This window comes from Pseudomonas sp. Sample_10, assembly GCF_004321495.1.
GTDB lineage: Bacteria > Pseudomonadota > Gammaproteobacteria > Pseudomonadales > Pseudomonadaceae > Aquipseudomonas.
Map to the genome: position 1 here is coordinate 1 of NZ_RCOE01000237.1, position 21931 is coordinate 21931.

The 21931-nt window shown below is 56.3% G+C and carries 17 protein-coding genes; 15 read left to right on the forward strand and 2 right to left on the reverse strand.

The features are described 5' to 3' along the window. Positions 1 to 93: 93 nt before the first annotated feature. The gene (locus D8U18_RS23475; RefSeq protein WP_130931166.1) at positions 94 to 711 is read right to left on the reverse strand and encodes a GAD-like domain-containing protein; all 618 of its coding nucleotides are present in this window, start codon (positions 709 to 711) and stop codon (positions 94 to 96) included. Positions 712 to 724: 13 nt separating this feature from the next. Further along, positions 725 to 2074 (reverse strand): DUF6861 domain-containing protein, encoded by a 1350-nt coding sequence (locus D8U18_RS23480; RefSeq protein ID WP_131108575.1) that lies wholly within the window; start codon positions 2072 to 2074, stop codon positions 725 to 727. Between the two features lie 523 nt (positions 2075 to 2597). Between D8U18_RS23480 and tssA the strand changes: the two genes are divergently transcribed. The 15 genes from tssA (at position 2598) to D8U18_RS23555 (ending at position 21918) form a co-directional block, all read left to right on the forward strand. Continuing rightward, on the forward strand, positions 2598 to 4154 hold the full coding sequence (gene tssA, locus D8U18_RS23485; protein ID WP_131108577.1) for a type VI secretion system protein TssA: 1557 nt from the start codon (positions 2598 to 2600) through the stop codon (positions 4152 to 4154). Between the two features lie 32 nt (positions 4155 to 4186). Continuing rightward, entirely contained in the window at positions 4187 to 4687 is a 501-nt protein-coding gene (gene tssB, locus D8U18_RS23490; protein ID WP_056854195.1) for a type VI secretion system contractile sheath small subunit, read from the forward strand. A 24-nt stretch (positions 4688 to 4711) separates the two neighbouring features. After that, a complete protein-coding gene (gene tssC, locus D8U18_RS23495) occupies positions 4712 to 6187 on the forward strand; it encodes a type VI secretion system contractile sheath large subunit (protein ID WP_131108578.1) in 1476 nt (491 codons plus the stop codon). Positions 6188 to 6200: 13 nt separating this feature from the next. Beyond that, on the forward strand, positions 6201 to 6611 hold the full coding sequence (tssE, locus tag D8U18_RS23500; protein ID WP_131108580.1) for a type VI secretion system baseplate subunit TssE: 411 nt from the start codon (positions 6201 to 6203) through the stop codon (positions 6609 to 6611). Positions 6612 to 6626: 15 nt separating this feature from the next. Further along, complete coding sequence (gene tssF / locus D8U18_RS23505) at positions 6627 to 8414, forward strand: type VI secretion system baseplate subunit TssF (protein WP_130903787.1); 1788 nt, start codon at positions 6627 to 6629, stop codon at positions 8412 to 8414. Then, positions 8378 to 9385: a type VI secretion system baseplate subunit TssG gene (tssG, locus tag D8U18_RS23510; RefSeq protein ID WP_056854191.1), complete on the forward strand. Its 1008-nt coding sequence runs from the start codon at positions 8378 to 8380 to the stop codon at positions 9383 to 9385. Before tssF ends, tssG begins: the two co-directional genes overlap by 37 nt. An 11-nt stretch (positions 9386 to 9396) precedes the next feature. Further along, positions 9397 to 12018, forward strand: coding sequence for a type VI secretion system ATPase TssH (tssH, locus tag D8U18_RS23515; protein ID WP_131108582.1), 2622 nt, complete (start codon positions 9397 to 9399; stop codon positions 12016 to 12018). A gap of 10 nt (positions 12019 to 12028) precedes the next feature. Continuing rightward, a complete protein-coding gene (locus tag D8U18_RS23520; protein ID WP_056854374.1) occupies positions 12029 to 13546 on the forward strand; it encodes a sigma 54-interacting transcriptional regulator in 1518 nt (505 codons plus the stop codon). A gap of 68 nt (positions 13547 to 13614) precedes the next feature. Continuing rightward, a complete protein-coding gene (locus tag D8U18_RS23525; RefSeq protein ID WP_056854189.1) occupies positions 13615 to 13755 on the forward strand; it encodes a hypothetical protein in 141 nt (46 codons plus the stop codon). A 20-nt stretch (positions 13756 to 13775) separates the two neighbouring features. Continuing rightward, positions 13776 to 14969: a type VI secretion system-associated FHA domain protein TagH gene (gene tagH / locus D8U18_RS23530; RefSeq protein WP_131108584.1), complete on the forward strand. Its 1194-nt coding sequence runs from the start codon at positions 13776 to 13778 to the stop codon at positions 14967 to 14969. A gap of 5 nt (positions 14970 to 14974) precedes the next feature. Beyond that, complete coding sequence (tssJ, locus tag D8U18_RS23535; protein WP_056854187.1) at positions 14975 to 15475, forward strand: type VI secretion system lipoprotein TssJ; 501 nt, start codon at positions 14975 to 14977, stop codon at positions 15473 to 15475. Between the two features lie 2 nt (positions 15476 to 15477). After that, complete coding sequence (gene tssK, locus D8U18_RS23540) at positions 15478 to 16809, forward strand: type VI secretion system baseplate subunit TssK (protein WP_056854186.1); 1332 nt, start codon at positions 15478 to 15480, stop codon at positions 16807 to 16809. A gap of 5 nt (positions 16810 to 16814) precedes the next feature. Continuing rightward, a complete protein-coding gene (icmH, locus tag D8U18_RS23545; protein ID WP_131108586.1) occupies positions 16815 to 17708 on the forward strand; it encodes a type IVB secretion system protein IcmH/DotU in 894 nt (297 codons plus the stop codon). Beyond that, positions 17708 to 21190 (forward strand): type VI secretion system membrane subunit TssM, encoded by a 3483-nt coding sequence (gene tssM, locus D8U18_RS23550; protein ID WP_131108587.1) that lies wholly within the window; start codon positions 17708 to 17710, stop codon positions 21188 to 21190. The genes icmH and tssM overlap by 1 nt, the downstream gene beginning before the upstream one ends. Next, on the forward strand, positions 21190 to 21918 hold the full coding sequence (locus tag D8U18_RS23555; protein WP_131108589.1) for a PP2C family serine/threonine-protein phosphatase: 729 nt from the start codon (positions 21190 to 21192) through the stop codon (positions 21916 to 21918). Before tssM ends, D8U18_RS23555 begins: the two co-directional genes overlap by 1 nt. Positions 21919 to 21931 lie beyond the last annotated feature (13 nt).

Genomic DNA, 21931 nt, shown 5'->3' on the forward strand with positions numbered 1-21931 from the left:
CTCCGCGTCACAGGTGGACGCAGAGCATCCATGGCGGCATTCCCACGCAGAGCGTAGGAACGATCAAAACGACTCCTAGTCGAGCCCCGGAGCCTATAGATCCGAAAAACTGTAAGGCTGAAGTTCGGCGATTTGGGAGAGCAGGGTGAGGTGTTCCACCGCCTTCACTTTCTCAAGATGATCGAGGGTGTCCGGGCCGCCGAACATCAGGGCTGGAACGAAGCCGTACATTTCGTCGTGACGAAGGGTGCCGAGCTTTTTCTTTGCTGGTTTGAACAGGTCACCATAATCGTTGGAGTCCACATTTCTGGAAAGCAGAAAAGCCTGCAGTTCTCTGTCCATATCGTCATTATTGATTTCGAGGTTTTTAACAACCACTCGAGAAAGCACGCTGGTTATCTTAAGCGAAAATCCCGTTTTCTCGCCCCAGAGGTACAAGTCGCCAAAGGCGCTACGAGCAATCAGATGGTATGTGTCAATCTCTTCAAAACGAGTCCCTTCAATCCAAGATGCCACCACACTGTCGTATTCTTGTGGATTAACGATCCAGAAAATTCCATCGCCATAACCGCACCAACCGTGTTCCGCCCAGTATTCAAGCAGCTGATTAGGCAGCTTGCCTTTGTAACGTTCGATACTAGACGCCGGTACTTCCTGTCGATCAACAGGTGCACCAAATGTCTCCAGAAAAATCGAAAATACCTCATCCATTGTCGAGCTCTCCTTAACATTTATGAAGTTTGACATTTAGAAACGTCTGGCCGCGTAGCGTCGCGGGCACTGCCTCGGCGGCCTTTTTCAAATTCAAAATTTTCGGTCTCCACTGAGGGCCTATGCTGGAGTTAACTCGCCGATCACCGAAGTCAGCAATGATATCTTTGCCACCTGCGCTCAGATCGGGGTTATGCAGTCCTGCAAGGTTTGACATTGTTTCCTTGGCTTTTTTCACGCTCTCTTCTCTTGCAGCCGTGAAGCTCATCGTTCGCAAGTTTTCCTTCAGAAAACGCTCTTGCAAAGTGTCTTGTAATTCTTTTCGAGCTTGTCTGGCAGCTTCACGACTCCGCTTCACCGGATTAGCAATATTCTCCAAATACTCATCAACCGTCAGCCGATTCAGCCCGTCTTCCTGGCCCTTCAACTGCCGTTCGAATTCTCCGATTTTAGACGCTGGCAGCTTGTCCGCTTTGAAGCATTCGACTTTATGAAGCGGCATCGCGTTCGGCTTGTCACGGGGCGGGTTTTTGTCTTTGTTCGGTGGGTGATTTGCTGGTGGCGCAGGGTCCTGATGGCTGAGCGCGCCCCGGTGCGGTGCTGAGGTTTGCAGGTCTGGGCGTTTTTTCAGGGCGTCTTCGTGCTTGAGCATCCATTCGCCTAGTCGAGCGCCTTTGGGGCTGGCTCGCATTTCCTGGGCGAGGACGCCCGCATTGCCTCGACCACGGGTGATGTAAGCCACGATGGCGCCCAGCAGCAGGACGACAACCTCCACATGGCCACGTGCAATCTCTTGGGTGGCGCTGTATCGGGCAGATGAATCATCCGACCTGAACGGGTCTAAACCTCCCTCACTGCGTGGGCCGTTCCACGCGATGTGGATGCCACGCCAGTAATAGTCGCCAATGCGTGGCAGACCTTCGGTGAAGAACTCGGCAATGGACGTCAGGCCCAGTATGCCCAATATCCACGTGCTGACTTGCAAGCCCATCGCAGCGCCAGCCGCGCCCATCGGGATGGCGCCCACACCGCCGAGAAACGCGCCGGTCCCTGCGCCGATGGCTCCGCCGATCAATACACTGCCGGCAACGATCATCGCCATTTGAGCGACGACTTCGATCAGCTCGTTAAGAACGCTGGCGATATCGATGTCAGCGAAGCGTTGTCTCAATAAGCGAGCCGCTTCCCACTCAGCCTCAATGAAGGCAGACCTGACGCTGTTGATCCGACGGATATTGAGCGAGAGGGAGGGAGCGGGTTCGTTAAAGTGAGTGCGATACCGGGCGCCTCCCTGGTAACCCATCTCTCGAGTGATTCGGTTTTCTATCTCGTGCCACGTAGGCACCATGTGCCATAAAAACATCAATTGTCTCCCTGACAATTCGCTCCTTGGATGACTCATCAAGTTGTACTTGTGCAAAGTACCGAGGCACAGGTGGACCGCATGACCCAAAAGATCAAATCGGACGCGTCCTACACGCGTTGCGGAAACAGGGAAGTTAACTGTGTTGGGTTTTGTGCTCCCAACTGTGTGCCGGGCGCCGAAACGAGAAAAACCCCGAAGGTGAAGAACACACCAATCGGGGTTGTTAATTGCTTGATTAGTTAACAGGTCATCAAGTTACCAAGCGGTGTCTGGATGCACAAACTGGTCGACGGCGTAACCGCAGACAATGGCGCTCTTGCCTGTCTTACATGACTGAAGGATCAGTCGCACCTAAGTGGCGAATCCTCCTACAGACATGTTCTACGTCAACAAAGTAAGTTCTCGACCCTTGAACGGAAGCGCGTTTGCTCAACACGGAGTCGAGACCTTTGCCCAGAATTCCAGCTGTAGATCGGCATCAGGTTGAAATAAAACTTGTGCACGCAAGTTGTAAGTTCATATGACCTATTCCAGCAAGCTTTCGGCGCATTACCTTGATCTTGCCAGGTCGCCAGTGTTCGCAGAGAAATTCGCAGGCGATGATGCCCGTTATTCAAGTGAATACGAGGCATTGGAAAGTGAGTTGGGTAAAGCCCAATCCATGCATGAAAGCGGTCAGATCGACTGGCTGATGATCCGCGAAACCAGCGAGAACGTGCTTCGCAGCCATTCCAAGGATTTGCGCGTTGGTGCTTGGCTGACCTGGGCGCTCTACCAGGGTGAATCCTTCCCGGGTCTGTTGGCCGGTCTCGGTTTACTGCATCACTTGTGTGAAAACCACTGGGCCGAGATTTACCCGCAAAAATCCCGCACCCGCTGCGCTGCCATCAATTGGTTGGTGCCGCGTCTTGAGCAGGTGTTGAACGAAAACATCGCGATCAAGGAGCAACTTCCGCTGTTCCGCCGTCTGGTGGAGCATCTGGAAGGCCTCGACGCTGCTTGCACCGAGCAGCTGGGCGACGAAGCCCCGTTACTGTTGCCGATCTCCCGTCGCTTGAAAAACAGGGTCCAGCGTGCCGCCGACAATCAACCGGAACCTGGTGTAGTGAGCGCCGCGATGGCCCAGGTCAAGCAGGCCGCCACACAGCTGTTCACCCCCGGCGCACCGATCGATAACGAGAAAGAAGCCCACAAGGCCTTGCGTGCCCAGCAAGAAAACGCCCTCCCTTTGTGCGCTTGGTGGCTCAAGCAAAATGCCACTGACCTGCGCGCGCTGCGCCTCAATCGCACGCTGCTTTGGCTGCCCATTGAAACCTTGCCCGAGCGTAACGCTGAACAAATCACCGTTTTGCGTGGCTTGCCGGCCGACAAGCTAAAAACCTTTCAAGACCATCACGACCAAGCGAAGTACGCCGACCTGCTGGTCGGTTTGGAGGCAAGCCTGGCGAAGGCACCGTTCTGGTTCGACGGTCAGCGAATGGTGTGGGAATGCCTCCAAGGCCTTAATGCAGAAATGGCCATGCGCGAAGTGGAAATTCATTTCGCGCTGTTGATTCAGCGCCTGCCAGCCATTATCGAATTGCGTTTCCATGACGGCGCACCGTTCGCCAATCCTGCCACCCGCGCCTGGATCAGCGCCTTCGTGATGCCGCATTTGCAAAACCCCAGCGCGCCGCGCAAGGCCGAAGTCGTCGACACCCAGCCTGCCTGGGAACTGGCGCTGGAAGACGTCTTGCCAATCCTGCACAAGGACGGCCTCAAGACGGCGGTGCAAATCCTCAAGCAGCACATGCAAAGCGCCCAAGGTGGACGCGTTCGGTTTTTCTGGCAGTTCACCCTCGCGCAGCTGTGCTTCAAGGCCAGGAAATACGAACTGGCCAAGACCCAACTTGAAAACCTCGACCAGACATTACGCGATGCAGGCCTGCAAACCTGGGAGCCGGCACTTGCGCTGCAAGTGTTGCAGTTGCTGCACAGCTGCTGCGAGTTGTTGCCGCAGAATCATGCGGTGCGCGAATGCAAGGAAGAGATTTATCGCAGGTTGTGCCACCTCGATCTTGAAGTGGCACTCGACTAGGCCTCCGGGCCAAAACCGCAAGGAGAATAGCCATGGCCAAAGAAGGCTCGGTAGCCCCAAAAGAACGCATCAACGTAACGTTCAAGCCCGCCATAGGGGGCGCTCAGGAAGAAATCGAATTGCCGCTCAAACTGGTGGCGATCGGTGACTACACCCAGCGTAAGGACGAACGAAAAGTTGAAGACCGCAAACCGATAAGCATCGACAAGATGACCTTCGATGAGGTGCTCGCAAAGCAAGAGCTTCAGGTCACCTTGAGCGTGCCGAACCGGCTTCAGGACGACGGTACTGAAGAGTTGGCCGTGGGTCTGCGCATCGGCTCGATGAAAGACTTCAATCCGGCCAGCCTGGTCGAACAAGTCCCGGAACTGAAAAAACTGATGGAACTGCGTAACGCGCTGGTGGCCCTCAAAGGCCCGCTGGGTAACGCGCCTGCTTTCCGTAAAGCCATCGAAGGTGTGCTTGCCAACGACGAATCCCGCAGCCGCGTATTGGCCGAGCTGGGACTGGATGCCACAACCGAGCGAGCCTGATCTCACTGCCGCCAAGGAAGCCACATGAGTACCCATGCAGCACAACAGCAAAACACCGAGAGCCGTGAAAACAGTCTGCTCGACAGCATCATTGCCCAAACCCGCCTGACCCCGGACGATGAGGCCTATGACATTGCCAAGCGCGGCGTGTCGGCTTTTATAGAGGAGTTACTCAAGCCGAAGAACAGCGGTGAACCGGTAAAAAAGGCCTTGGTCGACCGAATGATTGCCGAGATCGATGCCAGGCTTGGCCAGCAGATGGATGAAATTCTTCACCACCCGGACTTCCAGTCTTTGGAGTCTTGCTGGCGTGGTTTGCAGTTGTTGGTTGATCGCACCAACTTCCGCGAGAACATCAAGATCGAGATCCTCAACGTGTCCAAAGCCGACTTGCTGGACGATTTCGAAGATTCACCGGAAGTGATGCAAGCCGGCCTCTACAAGCACATCTACACCGCGGAATATGGTCAGTTCGGTGGCCAGCCCGTCGGCGCAATCATCGCCAATTACTTCATGTCCCCCAGTTCACCGGATGTGAAGTTGATGCAATACGTGGCCAGCGTTGCCTGCATGTCCCATACGCCATTCATTGCCGCGGCCGGTCCGGAGTTTTTTGGTCTGGACAGCTTTACCGGCCTGCCGGACCTGAAAGACCTCAAGGATCATTTCGAAGGCCCGCAATTCGCCAAATGGCAAAGCTTCCGCCAGTCAGAGGACGCCCGCTACATTGGCCTGACCGTGCCGCGCTTCCTGCTGCGCAACCCCTACGACCCGGAAGAAAATCCGGTCAAATCGTTCGTCTACAAAGAAACTGTCGCCAACAGTCATGAGCACTATCTATGGGGTAATACGGCATTCGCATTTGGCACCCGGTTGACTGATAGCTTTGCGAAGTTTCGCTGGTGTCCGAACATCGTCGGTCCACAGAGCGGCGGTGCGGTTGAAGATCTACCGTTGCATCACTTCGAAAGCATGGGCGAAATCGAAACCAAGATTCCAACCGAAGTGCTGGTGTCCGACCGTCGTGAATTCGAGCTGGCCGAGGAAGGCTTCATCGCCCTGACAATGCGCAAGGGCAGTGATAACGCCGCTTTTTTCTCCGCCAGTTCCGTACAGAAGCCCAAGCACTTCGGCATCAGCGCCGAAGGCAAGGTTGCCGAACTGAACTACAAACTCGGCACGCAACTGCCCTACATGATGATCGTCAATCGGCTGGCCCACTATCTGAAGGTTCTCCAGCGCGAGCAACTGGGATCGTGGAAAGAGCGGACCGACCTCGAGCTGGAACTCAACAAGTGGATTCGCCAGTACGTAGCCGATCAGGAAAACCCGAGTGCCGAAGTGCGCGGCCGGCGACCACTGCGGGCGGCTCAAGTCACTGTCAGCGATGTGGATGGCGAGCCCGGTTGGTACCGCGTCAGCCTCAACGTGCGCCCGCACTTCAAGTACATGGGGGCCGACTTCACCCTTTCTCTGGTTGGCAAACTGGACAAAGAGTAGGCGGAACTGACCCATGGCCGGATACGGCAGCCTCTTCGAACGCCTGAATGGCGATGCAGCCAAACGTGATGGATGGAGTCTGGAAAACTCTGCCATGGCGTCCGTGGCTGCTCATCTGGCCAAGATGCTCAGCACCCGTGCAGGCAGTGTGCAGACGCTGGCAGATTACGGATTACCGGATCTCAATGACATGCGCCTGAGCCTGCACGACTCCTTGAATCGCGCCCGTTTGCACATCGAACGATTTATCGAAGCCTACGAGCCGCGATTGAGCAATGTGCGTGTGTACTCTCAATTACAGCAACACGATCTGCTTCGTTTGGGCTTCTGTATTGAAGGCTTGCTGGAGGTCGATGGTTTCAAGCGTCAGGTCAGTTTTCTCGCTCGCTTGGATGGCAATGGTCAGGTCATGGTGAGCCAATGATATCTGGAGCTCGCCATGTCATTTAATCACTACTACCAAAGTGAACTCACCGCGCTTCGCCAGTTGGGTCGTCGATTTGCCGAGCGCAATCCGGCATTGTCTTCTTACCTGGGGCAGACCGGGCAAGACCCTGATGTGGAGCGTTTGCTGGAAGGTTTTGCCTTTCTGACCGGACGTTTGCGACAAAAGCTCGACGACGAATTGCCTGAGCTCAGCCATTCGTTGATGCAACTGCTATGGCCCAATTACATGCGGCCGGTTCCGGCCTTCAGCATGTTGCAATTCAGTCCCCTGGCACGTTCGGAGCCTGCGTTGACGGTTGCGCGCGACACGCCAGTGGAGAGCGTACCGATCGAAGACGTGCGTTGCCGTTTTCGCACGTGCTATGCCACCGAAGTGACAGCGCTGGATCTCGTTGGGTTGAGCCACTCCGTCAAGGGTGATGGTTCGCTGTTGAGCCTGCGGCTGCAATTGACGGCTGACGGTCATCTGGGCGAGTTGCAGTTGCGCCGCTTGCGCCTGCACTTTGCTGGCGAACGTTACATCAGCCAAATGCTGTATCTGAGCCTTTTGCGGAATCTGCAAGGTGTCGAGTTGATTCCGCTGGATGGGACGGGTGAGCCGCTTGTCGGGGCCAATGATCTGCCAATGACATTGCAGCTAGCAGATGAGTGTGTGCAACCGGTGGGTTTTGCCGAAGGCGAAGCGTTGATGCCATATCCGCTGAATACCTTCCGCGGTTATCGCTACCTGCAGGAGTATTTCGCTTTTCAGGATAAATTCCTGTTCGTCGATATCAATGGTCTCGACCTGCTCAAGACCTTGCCTGAAGAAAGCATCAAGCAAGTGCGAGGTTTGGAGTTGCGCTTCGATATTCGCAAAAGCGCACTGCAACGACTGCGTCCGACCCTTGATAACGTGAAGCTTCACTGCACACCCATCGTAAATTTGTTCAAACACGATGCGATGCCGGTACGACTCGACGGCAAACAGGATGAATACCTGCTTTTGCCTGCCCGGTATAACCAGCAAAGCTGCGGTGTGTACTCAGTGGAAACCGTTACCGGCTGGCGGCCGGGTGGATTGGGTTATCGCCAGTATGTGCCGTTCGAATCGTTCGAGCATGATCCCAGCTTCGATGTGCCGACCCGGCGGCCGCATTACAGCGTGCGCCAGCGGCCGTCCTTGGTGCACGACGGCCTCGACACTTACTTAAGCTTCGGCACGCACCCTGCCGACGTGCAGGAAACCCTTTCGATTGAGCTGGTCTGCACCAACCAGAACCTTGCGCGCAAACTCAAGCTCGGTGACATCAATCAAGCCTGCGAACGGACACCTGAGTGTTTGAGCTTTCGCAACATCACACCGGTCACCGCGTGTTTTGCGCCACCGCTCAATCGGGACTTTCTCTGGAAGTTGATCAGCAACATGTCGCTCAACTACCTGTCCCTGGCGGACGTCAATGCACTGAAAGTGATTCTCCAAACGTATGACTTGCCCCGCTACTACGACCAGCACGCTGAAAAAATCAGCAAGCGACTGCTCGGTGGGCTGAAGTCGATCAAGCATCAGCACGTCGACAGATTGCACCGAGGATTACCGGTTCGGGGTTTGCGAACGGAGCTGACCATTGATCCGCAAGGGTATATCGGCGAAGGCGATCTGTTTGTGTTCGCCTCGGTCCTCAATGAGTTTTTTGCGCTTTATGCCAGCCTCAATTCGTATCACGAGCTGCGGGTCATCAGCACACAGGGAGAGGTGTACCAATGGCTACCCCGCATGGGTCTGCAGCCTCTCCTTTGAGCAGGCTGAGTCAAGTCATACGCGAGTATTCGCTGTTCCAGGCGGTGCTGGCCGTCATGGATCGGCTGCGCGAGGCGCACCCCTGCATGAGCGAAGAAGAACTGTACGAGCAGTTGGAGTTCCAGGCCAATCCAAGCTTGGGTTTCCCGGGCAGTGACGTCGACCGCGTGGAGTTTTTTCAGGAGCACGGGCAGTTGCGAGCGCGATTGCGTTTCAACCTGATCAGCCTGACAGGCTCCGGTTCACCCCTGCCTGCGTTCTATGTCGAGCAGGCCTTGGGTGACAGCGAAGACGGTAACGCGACTCGCAGCTTCCTCGATCTCTTTCACCATCGGCTGCAGCGATTGATGTTGCCGATATGGCGCAAATACCGGTATCGCGCCGGCTTCAAGAGCGGCGCCATCGACCCTTTTTCGGCGCAACTGTTTGCTCTGATCGGTCTGGGTGGAGCTGAAATCCGCAAGGCTGGCGAGCTGAACTGGAAACGTCTTTTGCCCTACCTCGGGCTCCTCAGTTTGCGTGCCCACTCGGCAGCCCTGATCGAATCCGTGCTGCGTTATTACTTCAAGCACGCCGAGATTTTCATCGAGCAATGCGTTGAGCGTCGCGTCGACATTCTGCATGAGCAACGCAATCGCCTTGGTCGTGCCAACAGCACGCTGGGCGAGGATCTGGTACTGGGCGAATACGTTCGTGATCGCAGCGGCAAGTTTCGGATTCATATCCGTGAGCTCGACTGGCAACGCTTTCATGAATTTCTGCCGGTCGGTTTCGGCTATCAACCCCTGTGTGCACTGGTTCGGTTCACCCTGCGAGATCCGCTCGACTACGACATTCGCCTGCTGCTGCGCCAGGAAGAGATCCACGAATTTCGCATAGGCGAGCGGAGCGCCTGCCGCCTGGGGTGGACCAGTTGGGTAGGGCGTGAGCACGCCGACGGTCTTGTGACCCTGGGCAGCAACATTCATTAAGGACGTGACTGATGATCAACGTGGACCTGCAACAACTCATTCAGGCGCTGGACGCCCAAAGCCGCCGTGATCTGGAAAGCGCTGCCGAACGTTGCGTCGGACGTGGCGCCGGCAAAGTGCTCATCGAGGACTTGCTTCTGGCCTTGCTGGAGCGTCCGCAAGGTTTGCTCGGCCGTGCATTGCAAGACGCTGAAGTCGATGCGGGGGAGCTGATCAGGGCTTTGCATTTGCCGGCCGAGCATAGCGCTTCACGCAACCCGGTGTTCGCTCCAGAGCTGGTGCAATGGCTGCAGGATGCTTTGCTGGTGGCGAATCTCGAATTGGGGCGCAGCCAGATAGACCAGGCCGCGCTGATTCTCGCACTGCTACGTAATCCAATGCGTTACGCCGGCAGTCGTTATCAACTTTTGCTCGCCAGGCTGAACGCCGAGCGGCTGAGGGAGTGTGCGTTGTCGGAGCAACCGCAGCACGCCACCAATCACATAGCCAAGGGCGGTGAGTCACTGTTGGAGCGATTTACCCATAACCTGACTCAGCAGGCCCGTGACAACGATCTGGACCCGGTTTTGTGTCGCGACGATGCGATCCGCCAGATGATCGACATCCTCGCCCGCCGCCGTAAAAACAACCCGATTGTGGTGGGTGACGCGGGCGTCGGTAAAACGGCTGTCGTTGAAGGTCTGGCCTTGCGAATCGTTGCCGGTGACGTACCGCCGGAGTTGCGCGGTGTCGAGCTGATGTCGCTGGACATGGGCTTGTTGCAAGCCGGTGCAAGCGTAAAAGGTGAGTTCGAGCGGCGCCTCAAAGGTGTGATCGATGAGGTCAGGGGATCGCCCAGACCAATCATTCTGTTTATCGACGAGGCGCATACCCTGATCGGCGCTGGCGGCACTGCCGGTGGCTCCGATGCGGCCAATCTGCTGAAGCCGGCGCTGGCCCGGGGCGAATTGCGAACCATCGCGGCAACCACTTGGACCGAGTACAAAAAATACTTCGAAAAAGATCCTGCACTGGCCCGCCGTTTCCAGCCGGTGCAATTGCTTGAGCCCACCGTCAGCGAAGCCGTGACGATTCTTCGTGGCCTCGCCGTTGTGTATGAAAAAAGCCACGGAATCTATTTGCGCGATGATGCCGTGGTGGCGGCCGCGAAATTGTCTGCTCGTTACCTTACGGGTAGGCAGTTGCCAGACAAGGCGATCGACGTTCTCGACACGGCATGCGCCCGAGTCCGCATCAGCTTGGCCGCTGCCCCGCAAAGCCTGCAACAGTTGCAGGCCGAGCTGGCGGAAAGTGAGCGAAAACGCCAGGCGCTACGCCGCGATGCCGAAGCGGGTGTGTTGATCGATCATCAATCCTTGCACGCTCTGGAAGCGCACCTGCACGATCTCGAAGTGGAAACAGCAGCGCTGCAGACCCGATGGCTCAAGCAGGTCGGCATGGCCGAATCTGTGTTGAATCTACGCCGGCAACTGTTCCAGGCGCGGGCTGCGATTGGCATCGACGAGGGTGGCGAATGCTCCGAACGGCACGCCGATAAAATCCAATGTGTGGCGACGTTGGAGGCGGCTCTCACTGAGTCTCATCGTGCTCTGATCGAAGCGCAGGGCAATGAACGACTGGTGAGTTTTGAAGTGTGTCCGCGCCTGGTAGCCGAAGTGGTGAGTGCTTGGACCGGTGTGCCTCTTACGCAGCTGGCCCGAGAGCACAATGCCAAGGTCGCCGGTTTTGCCAATGACCTGCACAAGCGTATTCGTGGTCAGGAACCCGCCATTGAGGCATTGGATCGTGCAATGCGCGCAACGGCTGCCGGGCTGCACAGGTCAGACACACCGGTAGGTGTGTTTCTGTTGGTAGGTCCGAGTGGTGTCGGCAAAACCGAAACTGCGTTGGCGCTCGCAGACCTGATGTATGGCGGTGATCGTTTTATCACCACCATCAACATGTCTGAATTTCAGGAAAAACACACAGTTTCGCGCCTGATCGGTTCGCCCCCCGGTTATGTCGGTTACGGTGAAGGCGGCATGCTCACTGAAGCAGTACGTCAGAAGCCGTATTCGGTTGTATTGCTGGATGAGGTCGAGAAAGCCGATCCAGACGTCCTCAACCTGTTCTACCAGATATTCGACAAAGGCGTGGTCAACGATGGTGAAGGACGGGAAATCGACTTTCGCAATACGCTGATCCTGATGACCTCGAATCTGGGCAGTGAGCAGATCAGCGAGCTTTGCAAAGATGCCGGGCGGCCCGCCGCACAAGTGTTGGAGCAAGCCATTGAGCCTATCCTCAGCCAGCATTTCAAACCGGCATTGTTGGCGCGCATGCGTGTCGTGCCTTATTACCCCGTTGGCGGGTCGGTACTGCGCGAGTTGATTGAAATGAAACTCGACCGTTTGGGCGAGCGCATGCACCGTCGCAAGCTGGGTTTCACCTACGGACAAAGCCTCGTCGATCACCTGGCCGAGCGCTGTATTCAAAGCGACAGCGGTGCGCGCTTTATTGACCACCTGTTGGATCTGCATGTACTGCCTCGAATAGCCGATCGTGTACTCGATTCGATGGCTACAGGACAGTCCCTCAGGCATGTCCATGCGACGCTGGATGCCGATGCCTGTGTTGTCTGCGAGTTTGTCTGAAATGGGGGCGATGCTCGCGAACCTGAAGCAGCCGTTGGTGTACGCCGAGGCCCTGGTGGAGCAGTTCTCCGGGTTGTCACGGGCGGCAGATGGCGACGAGTTGCTGGGGGATTTCTTGCGCGGGGTCACGCAACTGAGTGGTTGCGAGTTGGCGCAGTTATACCTTCTGGACCCGACTCACAACGCCCTCGGGCTCAACAGCGAGTGCCTCGACGGAATTCTGCAACCCCGGGCCGGCTCGAGTTTGCAGGCGGATTACAGTGATCGAGCATTGCTGCACTTTGCGCTGCGCCAGAACCGCGTGGTGTGTCTCGGTTCATTGAGCGACAGCCTGCATGACACGGATTTCCTGCCGTTTCAGCCCAGACCCTGGCAATCGTTGTTGTGTGTGCCGTTATTGAATCAACGAAAAGCGGTTGAGGGTTTAGTGCTGTGTGCCAGCCATCGATCGATCGAACTGCAGGGATTCGCCGGCTCCCTTGGTCAGTTAGGAGCGTTCGCACTGCGCCAGACACAACTGTTGCAGCGCTTGCGCCAACCTGGCGGCAACACGCGGCCTGTGCCGGTCAGTATCCCGAATGCCAGTGGTTATGGACTGATCGGTAAAAGCCCCGCCATGCGTCGCACCTATTCCCTGATCAACAAGGTCGTTCATAGCCCCTATACCGTACTGTTGCTGGGTGAGACCGGTACCGGCAAGGAAGTAGTCGCGCGAGCCATCCACGCGGCTGGGCCTCGACGCACTCAGGCATTCATCGTGCAGAACTGTGCGGCATTCGCCGAGACCCTGTTGGAGAGTGAGTTGTTTGGCTATCGCAAAGGTGCGTTCACCGGCGCCGACCGGGATCGTCCCGGCCTGTTCGATGCGGCTAACGGCGGCACCTTGTTTCTTGATGAAGTCGGCGACATGCCGTTGTCTCTGCAGGCCAAATTGTTGCGGGTTTTGCAGGAGGGAGAGATTCGACCGTTGGGTTGCAACGACACCCATAAAGTCGATGTGCGGATTGTTGCGGCGACGCACCGGGATTTGTCGTTGTTGGTCAGCGAAGGCAAGTTTCGCGAGGACTTGTACTACCGCCTCGCGCAGTTTCCGATCGAGTTGCCGGCTTTGCGCCAGCGTGAAGGCGACATTCTCGACCTGGCTCGTTACTTCGCGGACAAGGCTTGTGCACTCCTGCAACGGGATGCGGTGCTTTGGTCCGATGCGGCGCTTGGCCATCTGGCTGCATATACCTTTCCAGGCAACGTGCGTGAGCTCAAAGCAATGGTAGAGCGAGCCCTGCTCTTGTGTGACGGCGGCGAATTGTTGCCGGGGCATTTTTGCCTGCCCATGGACCTGCATGCTGAAGACAAAAGCCTGCACCTGCGCGAACGGCTGGCGCGATTCGAACGCAACCTGATGATCGATTGCCTGCGCAAAAACCACGGTAATCAGACGCGCACCGCCCGTGAACTCGGGTTGCCGCGCCGCACGCTGCTGTACCGGCTGGGACGCTTGAACATTTGCGCTGGGGATCTCGATGGATAGCGCGCCGTCACGGTTGCCGATTCGATTGCCTGCACTCACTTTCTTTTTCAGTTCTTCGGAGACTCCGCATGCCTGTTCGCTACTGGCCTGCCGTCTTGCTGACTTTCGTCGTTGTAAGCGGCGTGGTTGGTTGCGGTGGTAATTACAAATTCAACGACAACACCTATCGCCCCTTGGGTGATCCGCATGCGGCCCATCGCGGCCAGTGACTGCAAGGAGCATCAACAAGATGGAGCTGGTTCTCGAAATACTGAGCAGCAAGCAGTTCGTACCGACAGATTTGTGCCAGAAAACCTTCACCCCGTCAGGCGGAATGATCGGCCGAGGTGAGGATTGCGACTGGATCATTCCGGACCGCAAGCGTCACCTTTCCAGCCGACACGCATTGATCAGCTGCCGCGACAATGCGTTCTTCCTGACCGATATCAGCAGCAACGGTATTCAGGACTGCTCAACCGGTACACAACTGCCCAAAGATAAAGCGATGCCTATCGAAACCGGCAGCGTGTATCTGCTGGGTGATTTCGAAATCCGTGCGCGACTCAATGACTTGTCCACGGCATTTGAAACCCAGGCCAGCAGGCCGCGAACGACAGCCAACATCATTCCTGATGAAGTCTTCCTCAATTTCGATCCGTTGAGTGCCGTGGATCAGCAGCAACGTGTTGCCTTCGACTTGGACGATTTCACGGCTCTCGATACGATTTTTCAGGAGCCGATGCAATGTGCTGACTTTGCACGCATCGACATGGAAAACATGAGAGTGCCGCAGTTGGTTGATGCCCCTCAGGCATCTGAACCGCTAACGACTCACAAACCTGCCGAGCGCCTGACTGAAGATTTCTGGAAGCGTTTTGGTACTGCGCTGGGCGTGGAGCTCGACGGTCTCGAGACTGGCGCCCGCGAAGCGTTGGCCTTGAGAGCCGCGCAATTGCTCAAGCAGAGCATTGGGGGTTTACAGCAAAGCCTGCGCACCCGCAACGAACTGAAAAACGAGCTTCGGCTGGCGCAGACGACATTGCAGGGTATCCATTCAAACCCGCTCAAGTATGGGATCGATACCGAAGAGCTGTTGGGCATGTTGCTGGCCAACAAGTCAGGTCAGTTACCGGCAGATCAAGCCATCTCCCGCGCTTTCCGCGACCTTCAGGCGCACCAGGTGGCTTTGCTCGCCGCCAGCCGCGCGGCGGTCAAGGGTGCCGTAGAACATTTTTCACCGCAGCAACTGACGCTTCGTTTCGAGCGTGAAAGCAAGTCATTGCTGGGAACGTCCGGCAGTCGCTGGAAAGCCTATGGCCGTTATCACCAGGCGCTGCTTCAGGATGGTGAATGGACTGAACGTTTGTTGGCCCGTGACTTTTCCCAAGCCTATGAAGAGCAGATTCGTTTGATCTCTACCCTCCACAACGACCTTCAGGGATGACAGACATGTTTCGGCGTTCGACTGTTTTTATCAAGGCGCTGACCGCGCTGACCGCGCTCATGCTATTGACCGCATGCGCTTCGCTATCACCGTATTCCTCGTTGTCGAAAATCAATCTGAAGCTGTCCGCGAGTGACCAGCTGAACCCGGACATCAACGGTCGTCCTTCACCGATTGTCGTGCGTCTTTTTGAGCTCAAGCACCCGGTTGCATTCGAGAGTGCCGACTTTTTCAGCCTCTATGAACGAGCCGCGAAGTCCCTGGCCCCGGACCTGGTGGCTAGTGAAGAGTTGCAACTGCGTCCCGGCGAACATCATGAACTCAAGCTCAGCGTGCAATCGCAAAGCCGTTACGTAGGCATTCTCGCCGCTTACCGCGATTTATCGGAAACCCGATGGCGCTACACCGTGCCAATCACAACGGGAGGCGTCACCCACATCGACCTGACTCTTGATCAGGCCGGCATTCATGGCAGCAACGAAGCGTTTGTACAGGCGGACAATTGAGCATGAACTTCCATAAAGTCATATGGCAGGAGGGAATGTTGCTGCGTCCGCAGCACTTCCAGCACAACGATCGATATCTGGACCATCAAATAAAGTCCCGCACTCAGTTACTGGGAAGTTTCACCTGGGGGTTCCTGAGCCTGGAAGTTGATTCGCAGTTTCTCAATATGGGCAAACTGGTGGTCAACCGTGCCTCGGGAGTCCTGCCGGATGGCAGCCTTTTTGAAGTGGGTGGCAGCACTCAACCGCTGGTGCTGGATGTTCCTGTGAATACCGGCAATACAGCGATTTATCTGGCGTTGCCTCTGGTGACCGGCAACCACATCGAAGCCCGCCGTCAGGAGCAGACGGATGTGTTGGCGCGATATGTCGCGTATGAGCGTGAGGTTGCAGACTCCAATGCCGGTGACGGTGGTGCAAGCCAGGTCAAATGCGCTCGCCCAGACTTTCGCTTACTGCTTGGCGAGCAGCAAGACGATCAGGGTTTTGTGAGATTGAAAATCTGCCGGGTCCTCGACACCACGCCCGACGGGGTCATCAGTCTCGATCCGGATTTCGTACCGACATACATCCAGATGCACTCATCGAGCTACTTGCTGTCGTGCTTGAAAGAGGTGATCAGCATGCTCGGCCACCGGGGTGACACCCTTGCTGAAAGGATCCGTTCGAATGGGAAAGTGGGAGGTGCGGAGGTCGGCGATTTCATGATGCTGCAATTGATCAATCGTACTGAGCCGTTGTTGCGTCACTATCTCAGTCTGCAACATGTTCATCCGCAGGAGTTGTATTGCACGCTATTGACCCTGCTGGGCGAGCTGGCGACTTTTTCCAGCGACAGTAAGCGTCCGCGAGCGGATATCCGTTATGAACACAGTGACCAGGGTGCGAGTTTTCGCAGGCTGATGGAGGCGATCCGTCAGGTGCTGTCGATGGTGCTGGAGCAGCATGCCATCGAGTTGCCGATGCAGGCGCGTCAGTACGGGATCATTGTTTGCCCTCTGCATGACACCCAATTAGCGGGTTCGGCTTCGTTCGTGTTGGCTGCCAGTGCCGACTGCGACAGTGAAGAGCTGCGCCATCGATTGCCCGCGCACCTCAAGATCGGCACGGTTGAGAGCATCCGCCAATTGGTCAATCTGCATTTGCCGGGTTTCAAAATCAGACCCTTGCCCGTGGCACCGCGTCAGATCGCCTTTCACGCGAACAAAACCTATTTCATTGTTGAACTCGGCTCCGAAGACCAGGCACAACTCGAACGCTCTGGTGGGTTCGCGTTTCACGTCAGCGGTGAATTCGCGGAGCTGGAATTGAAGTTCTGGGCCATCAGGAATTGAGCGACATGATCAAGGACATGCAATACGCCCAGGATGACAAAACTGTCCTGCTCGACCGTCTCGGCCGTGGCCCGGCACACGGGCCACTGACTGATTCGGCGGCTCCACCGAAATTCGAGCAACTCGAAGACCGCATGATCTACGCCGCTCGGCAGGCGCCGCAGGACACCTTCAAAGTCAGCGGCAACGCATTGGTGGCGTCGGCATCATGCCTGCTCTCGGAAGTGGTGCGGCTCAAGCATTGCGCTAACGGTGAAGACCTGCCCAACCTCAATCGGCGGTTGAGCGCGGCAGTGGAGCACTTTGCGGTCAGCGCATTGCGTGCCGGTGTCGAAAGCAGCCAGGTTTCAACTGCACGTTATGTGCTTTGCACGGTGGTGGATGAGGCGGTGGTGACGACTGCATGGGGCAAGGAAAGCGAGTGGTCACAAATGAACCTTCTCAGCAGGTTTCACAATGAAACCTCTGGTGGTGAAAAATTTTTCCAGCTGCTTGATCGATTGTCGAAAAACCCGGTCAAGCACCTGTCGTTGCTGGAACTGATGTACCTGTGCCTGTCGCTGGGATTCGAGGGTAAATACCGAATTCAGGCGCGCGGTCTTGTGGAACTTGAAAGTCTTCGTGATGCGCTTTTCCGGCAGATTCGCCTGTTGCGTGCAGATGTTCCATACGAACGGGCAACTCGCAGCGACGGCAACGATGAAGGCAAGCGGCAAAAACTTATTCATACCGTGCCGTGGTGGATGATGGCGCTGATCACCGTGATTTGCCTGATGGTGATGTATTCGGGATTCGCCTGGGTCTTGAGTGAACAGCGAGCTGTCGTTTTGCAACCGCTCCAGCAAATTGACCAGGCCGCGATTCGATCGCAGCTTCAACCATGGAAGGGCCGCGAGTGATGACAAGTTTGTTCGCAAAAGCCGGCGCCTTTCTGCGCAAAACCTGGGTGTGGAGTCTGCTGTCGGTTCTGTTGACTGCACTGCTGGTCTGGTATGTCGGGCCACTGTTGGCGATAGATGATTTCAGATTCTGGGAAAGCCCGACGTCTCGCTTGCTGAGTATCAGTGTGATGTTTCTGGTATGGGGGCTGACCATGGTTTACGTCAGCTGGCGCAGCGGTGTCCAAAAACAAGTCGAGGGGCGCGAGCAGGGCGTGGATCGTGCGCTGATCGAGCAGCGAATTGATGAACAGCGCCGGGATCTGAGAGCGCGGTTCAAGGACGCGGGTAAAATTCTCAAGACATCGAGTTTCTATCGCAAACACAGCGAGCGGGGGCGACGCGATTTGCCGTGGTACTTGCTGATCGGCCCTCAGGGCAGCGGCAAAACCACACTGTTGAATGTTTCCGGGCTGGAGTTTCCCTTCAACCAACTTGATCGTAAATTGATTGATCAGTCGCTGGAGGCACGCCCTTGCGACTGGTACTTCGCCGAAAGCGGCGTACTCATTGATACGCCCGGACGTTACCTCACCCAGCCGGATGTCGACGTTGATGCTGACGGTTGGGCCACGTTGCTGGGATTGTTACGCAAGCGCCGCCGGACCCGCCCGCTCAATGGTGTTCTGGTCACTCTCCCGGTGCAAATGCTCCTTGCTCATGACTCCGAAGCTCTTCAGATGCTGGCGCGTAATGTGCGTGCACGTTTGCAAGAGGTGCAGCAAACACTGCATATCGAACTGCCTGTCTATCTGGTATTGAGCAAGGCGGACCAACAGCCTGGCTTTGATGAGTTCTTTGATCAGCTGACTCGGGATGAAAGTGATCAAGTGCTGGGTGTGAGCTTGAGCAAAGATCCGGGCACGGCTGATCCGAGTGCAATACGTTTGGAGTTCGAAGCGCTGCTGCATCGGCTCGATGGCCAAGTGATCATGCGCATGCATCAGGAGCGCGACCCTCTTTGTCGAGGACGTATTCTCGACTACCCGCATCAACTGGGATTGGTCGGCGAGGGCCTTTGCCAGTTCATTGAAATGGCTTTGCGCAGTCAGGGCGAGAGTACATTTCGCGGTTTCTACTTCACCAGCGCCACTCGATCAGCAAAACCGCTTGCGTACAGTGGCGTGAGGAACGATGAAACGGCTGCGCTCGTTGGTTATCCACGGTTCATCAACCCTCTGTTCAACCAGGTCATTTTTCCCGAGGCAGATTCTGTACAACTGGACAAACGTGAGCGAAACCTTGTTTGTTGGAGGCAGCGAACGCTGTACATGACATCGCTCGCGGCGCTGAGCCTGTTCGGTTTGTGGTGGGCCGGCGGGTTTTCGGCCAACCATGAGCGACTGGAAAGCCTACGCACACTGGTGCAAACCTGGACACATCAGCGATCGGCGTTGACCCCTCAAGATAACGTGCTGTCGGTTCTGCAAAACCTTGATGCCATTCATGCTGCGTCTCGGGTATTCCCAATCGCCAGCGACGTTTCATACCTGGAGCGTGGTGGTTTGTATCAAGGCGAAGCTGCCAATCCAGTGATCATGAAAGCCTACGAGCGTGAGCTGGAATCGCACCTGCTGCCATCGGTGGCGTCGCTGTTGGAAGATCAGATTCGCAGCCGCCCGGTGGACCGTGAGCATTTGCTCAATAGTTTGCGTGCATACCTGATGCTGAGTCTCAACGATCGCCGTGACACGGTATGGCTGAAAGATTGGATAGCCAGCGATTGGTCCCGCCGGTACCCCGCAAACAACTCCGTGCAAAGCCGCCTGGAAGGACATCTCGAACGCTTGCTGAAGCAACCATTCAGTTTCCCGCTTAACGATTCATTGATCGTTCAGGCGCGGCAAATACTACGCAGCGAATCCATGGCCAACGTGGTTTACCGGGCGCTTCGTGATCAGGCTCGAACGCTTCCCGAATACCACCTGGATCAACATTTGGGACCACAAAGCGATCTGTTGACGGGTAGCCATGCCACGATCCCCGGGTTCTACACCCTGAACGGATATCAGCAGTATTTTTCGGTACAAGGTAGCGCGCTGGTCACGAATATTTTGCGCGACAACTGGGTGTTGGGTGAGAGCTCGCAGGTCAGTGCCATGGAACTGCGGCGCTTGAGGGTCGAACTGGAACAATTGTATTTTCGTGATTACGCCAACGTCTGGGGCGATGCCATCGGACGGATCGCATTGAAACCAATTGATGACGCCGCGGGCGCTGCCGAACAGTTAGCCAGCATGACGTCTGCCAATTCCCCTGTGCTGCAGCTGCTGGTGCAAATTCGCGAGAACACGCGCATTCCTTCGATCGCCGACAGCCTGGATGAAGCGGCGACATCATCGCTAAAGCTTACGAGTGGTAATTTGGGCAAACTCGCTGCCGCCAACGTTCCGAAGGCTTCCGGGACATTGGTCGGTGATTTGCCCGATACGGCGAGAAAGGCGTTGCAACGTCGTTTCGAACCCTTGCATCGTTTGCTGGATGCCAACAACGGCCCGAGTGCTGAATTGACTGCGGTACTGCACGCGCTCAATGAGCTACAGACGCAGTTGGCGAGTCTGGCTCGGGCCGGCACTCCGGACCAGGCGGCGTACGAAATGGCCAAGGCACGCATGGGTAGCCAGCGAGATGCGCTGAGCATTTTGCGAACGGCATCCGGTCGTTTACCGCGTCCGATCGGGACCTGGTTCAACACGATTGCCGAAGACACTTGGCGTCTGGTGCTCAATGACGCTTATCGATTCGTCAACCAGCGTTATCAGACTGAGCTGTACAACTTCTACGGCAAGTCGATCAACAAGCGATATCCATTCAGCGCCCACAGCTCCAGTGATGTGGCGCTCAGCGACTTTCGCGAGTTCTTCAGGGCGCAGGGCCTTGTCGACAGTTTTTTTGACAATTACATGCGTCCATTTGTGAGCGGCGTGCCGGGTAGTTATCGTCTTAAAACCGTTGATGGACAATCACTGCCTATCTCCCGGGTTTATCTCGATCAGATGGCCTCTGCACACGTGATCCGCCAGAGCTTTTTTGCCGAAGATCCTTCCGAACCGCAAGTACGATTCAAGCTGGAACCTTACTCGCTGGATCCCGTCATCAGTCGTGCCGAGTTCAGGTTTGGCGACAAGACCATGGAGTACCGACATGGGCCGATCATCGCAGCCTCATTCAAATGGCCTGTCGATGCCGAAGATGGACGTACAAGCCTGGTGCTCGACACAATGGTCGGGCGTCCGATAGGGATCGAGAAAAACACGGGACCCTGGTCGTTGTTCAGACTGCTGGACCTGATGCAGACCGAGTATCTGATCGGTCGTGATGTGTTGGTACTCAAAGCTGATCTGGGCGGGCTGCGCGCCAACTACCTGCTCATGAGTCAGCGCGCACCTAATCCGTTCGACATGGGTGTGCTCCGTACTTTCCGCATGCCGATGCAACTCTGATGTCGAAGAGTGGCGTCTGGCGCAGTGTTGCGCGCACCGATCCCGGGAAAACCCGAGCGCGCAATGAAGATGCTTTCCTGGATGATCCGGACAAGGGTTTGTGGGTCGTCGCTGATGGAATGGGCGGGTATCAGCGGGGTGACATTGCCAGCCAGTTGATCGTCGCCAGCCTCGCCGAATTGCCGGAGCGCAACGATTTCGAGGAACGGGTCCAAGGAGTACGTCAGTGCCTGCTGTGGCTCAATCGTCGCTTGAGTCAGGAGTTGACCGTGATTGCCGGGCGTCATGACGACACCATCGGCAGCACCGTGGTGGCGTTGCTGATCGAGGGCACCCGCGCCGTCTGTATCTGGGCCGGTGACAGTCGTTGTTACTTGTGGCGCGAGCAACGGCTGTATCAGTTGACCAAGGACCATTCGCTGCGGCAGCAACTGATCGACGAACAGAAAATGGACGACCGACAGGCCTTGGTTCAACCACACTCGACCGCGTTGACGCGTGCAGTAGGCGCCAGCGAGCATCTGACCCTTGATGTGCTGGAGTTTGTGGTGCATCCCGCCGATGCGTTTTTGTTGTGCAGTGACGGTTTGTATCAAGGCTTGAGCAGTGAAACCTTGGGCCGTGCCTTGGACCGCCCCGCGCCGGGGGCCGCGTTGGCGCACTTGTTCGAGCATGTGTTAGACGGTCCGGCACGGGACAACCTGACCGGCGTGGTTATTCGCCAATGAACGAGGTCGGGGA

Bases quoted from the DNA above. Each gene is read 5' to 3' on its own strand.
- D8U18_RS23475 (WP_130931166.1), bottom strand. From the start codon at position 711: ATGGATGAGGTATTTTCGATTTTTCTGGAGACATTTGGTGCACCTGTT.
- D8U18_RS23480 (WP_131108575.1), bottom strand. From the start codon at position 2,074: ATGTTTTTATGGCACATGGTGCCTACGTGGCACGAGATAGAAAACCGA.
- tssA (WP_131108577.1), top strand. From the start codon at position 2,598: ATGACCTATTCCAGCAAGCTTTCGGCGCATTACCTTGATCTTGCCAGG.
- tssB (WP_056854195.1), top strand. From the start codon at position 4,187: ATGGCCAAAGAAGGCTCGGTAGCCCCAAAAGAACGCATCAACGTAACG.
- tssC (WP_131108578.1), top strand. From the start codon at position 4,712: ATGAGTACCCATGCAGCACAACAGCAAAACACCGAGAGCCGTGAAAAC.
- tssE (WP_131108580.1), top strand. From the start codon at position 6,201: ATGGCCGGATACGGCAGCCTCTTCGAACGCCTGAATGGCGATGCAGCC.
- tssF (WP_130903787.1), top strand. From the start codon at position 6,627: ATGTCATTTAATCACTACTACCAAAGTGAACTCACCGCGCTTCGCCAG.
- tssG (WP_056854191.1), top strand. From the start codon at position 8,378: ATGGCTACCCCGCATGGGTCTGCAGCCTCTCCTTTGAGCAGGCTGAGT.
- tssH (WP_131108582.1), top strand. From the start codon at position 9,397: ATGATCAACGTGGACCTGCAACAACTCATTCAGGCGCTGGACGCCCAA.
- D8U18_RS23520 (WP_056854374.1), top strand. From the start codon at position 12,029: ATGCTCGCGAACCTGAAGCAGCCGTTGGTGTACGCCGAGGCCCTGGTG.
- D8U18_RS23525 (WP_056854189.1), top strand. From the start codon at position 13,615: ATGCCTGTTCGCTACTGGCCTGCCGTCTTGCTGACTTTCGTCGTTGTA.
- tagH (WP_131108584.1), top strand. From the start codon at position 13,776: ATGGAGCTGGTTCTCGAAATACTGAGCAGCAAGCAGTTCGTACCGACA.
- tssJ (WP_056854187.1), top strand. From the start codon at position 14,975: ATGTTTCGGCGTTCGACTGTTTTTATCAAGGCGCTGACCGCGCTGACC.
- tssK (WP_056854186.1), top strand. From the start codon at position 15,478: ATGAACTTCCATAAAGTCATATGGCAGGAGGGAATGTTGCTGCGTCCG.
- icmH (WP_131108586.1), top strand. From the start codon at position 16,815: ATGATCAAGGACATGCAATACGCCCAGGATGACAAAACTGTCCTGCTC.
- tssM (WP_131108587.1), top strand. From the start codon at position 17,708: ATGACAAGTTTGTTCGCAAAAGCCGGCGCCTTTCTGCGCAAAACCTGG.
- D8U18_RS23555 (WP_131108589.1), top strand. From the start codon at position 21,190: ATGTCGAAGAGTGGCGTCTGGCGCAGTGTTGCGCGCACCGATCCCGGG.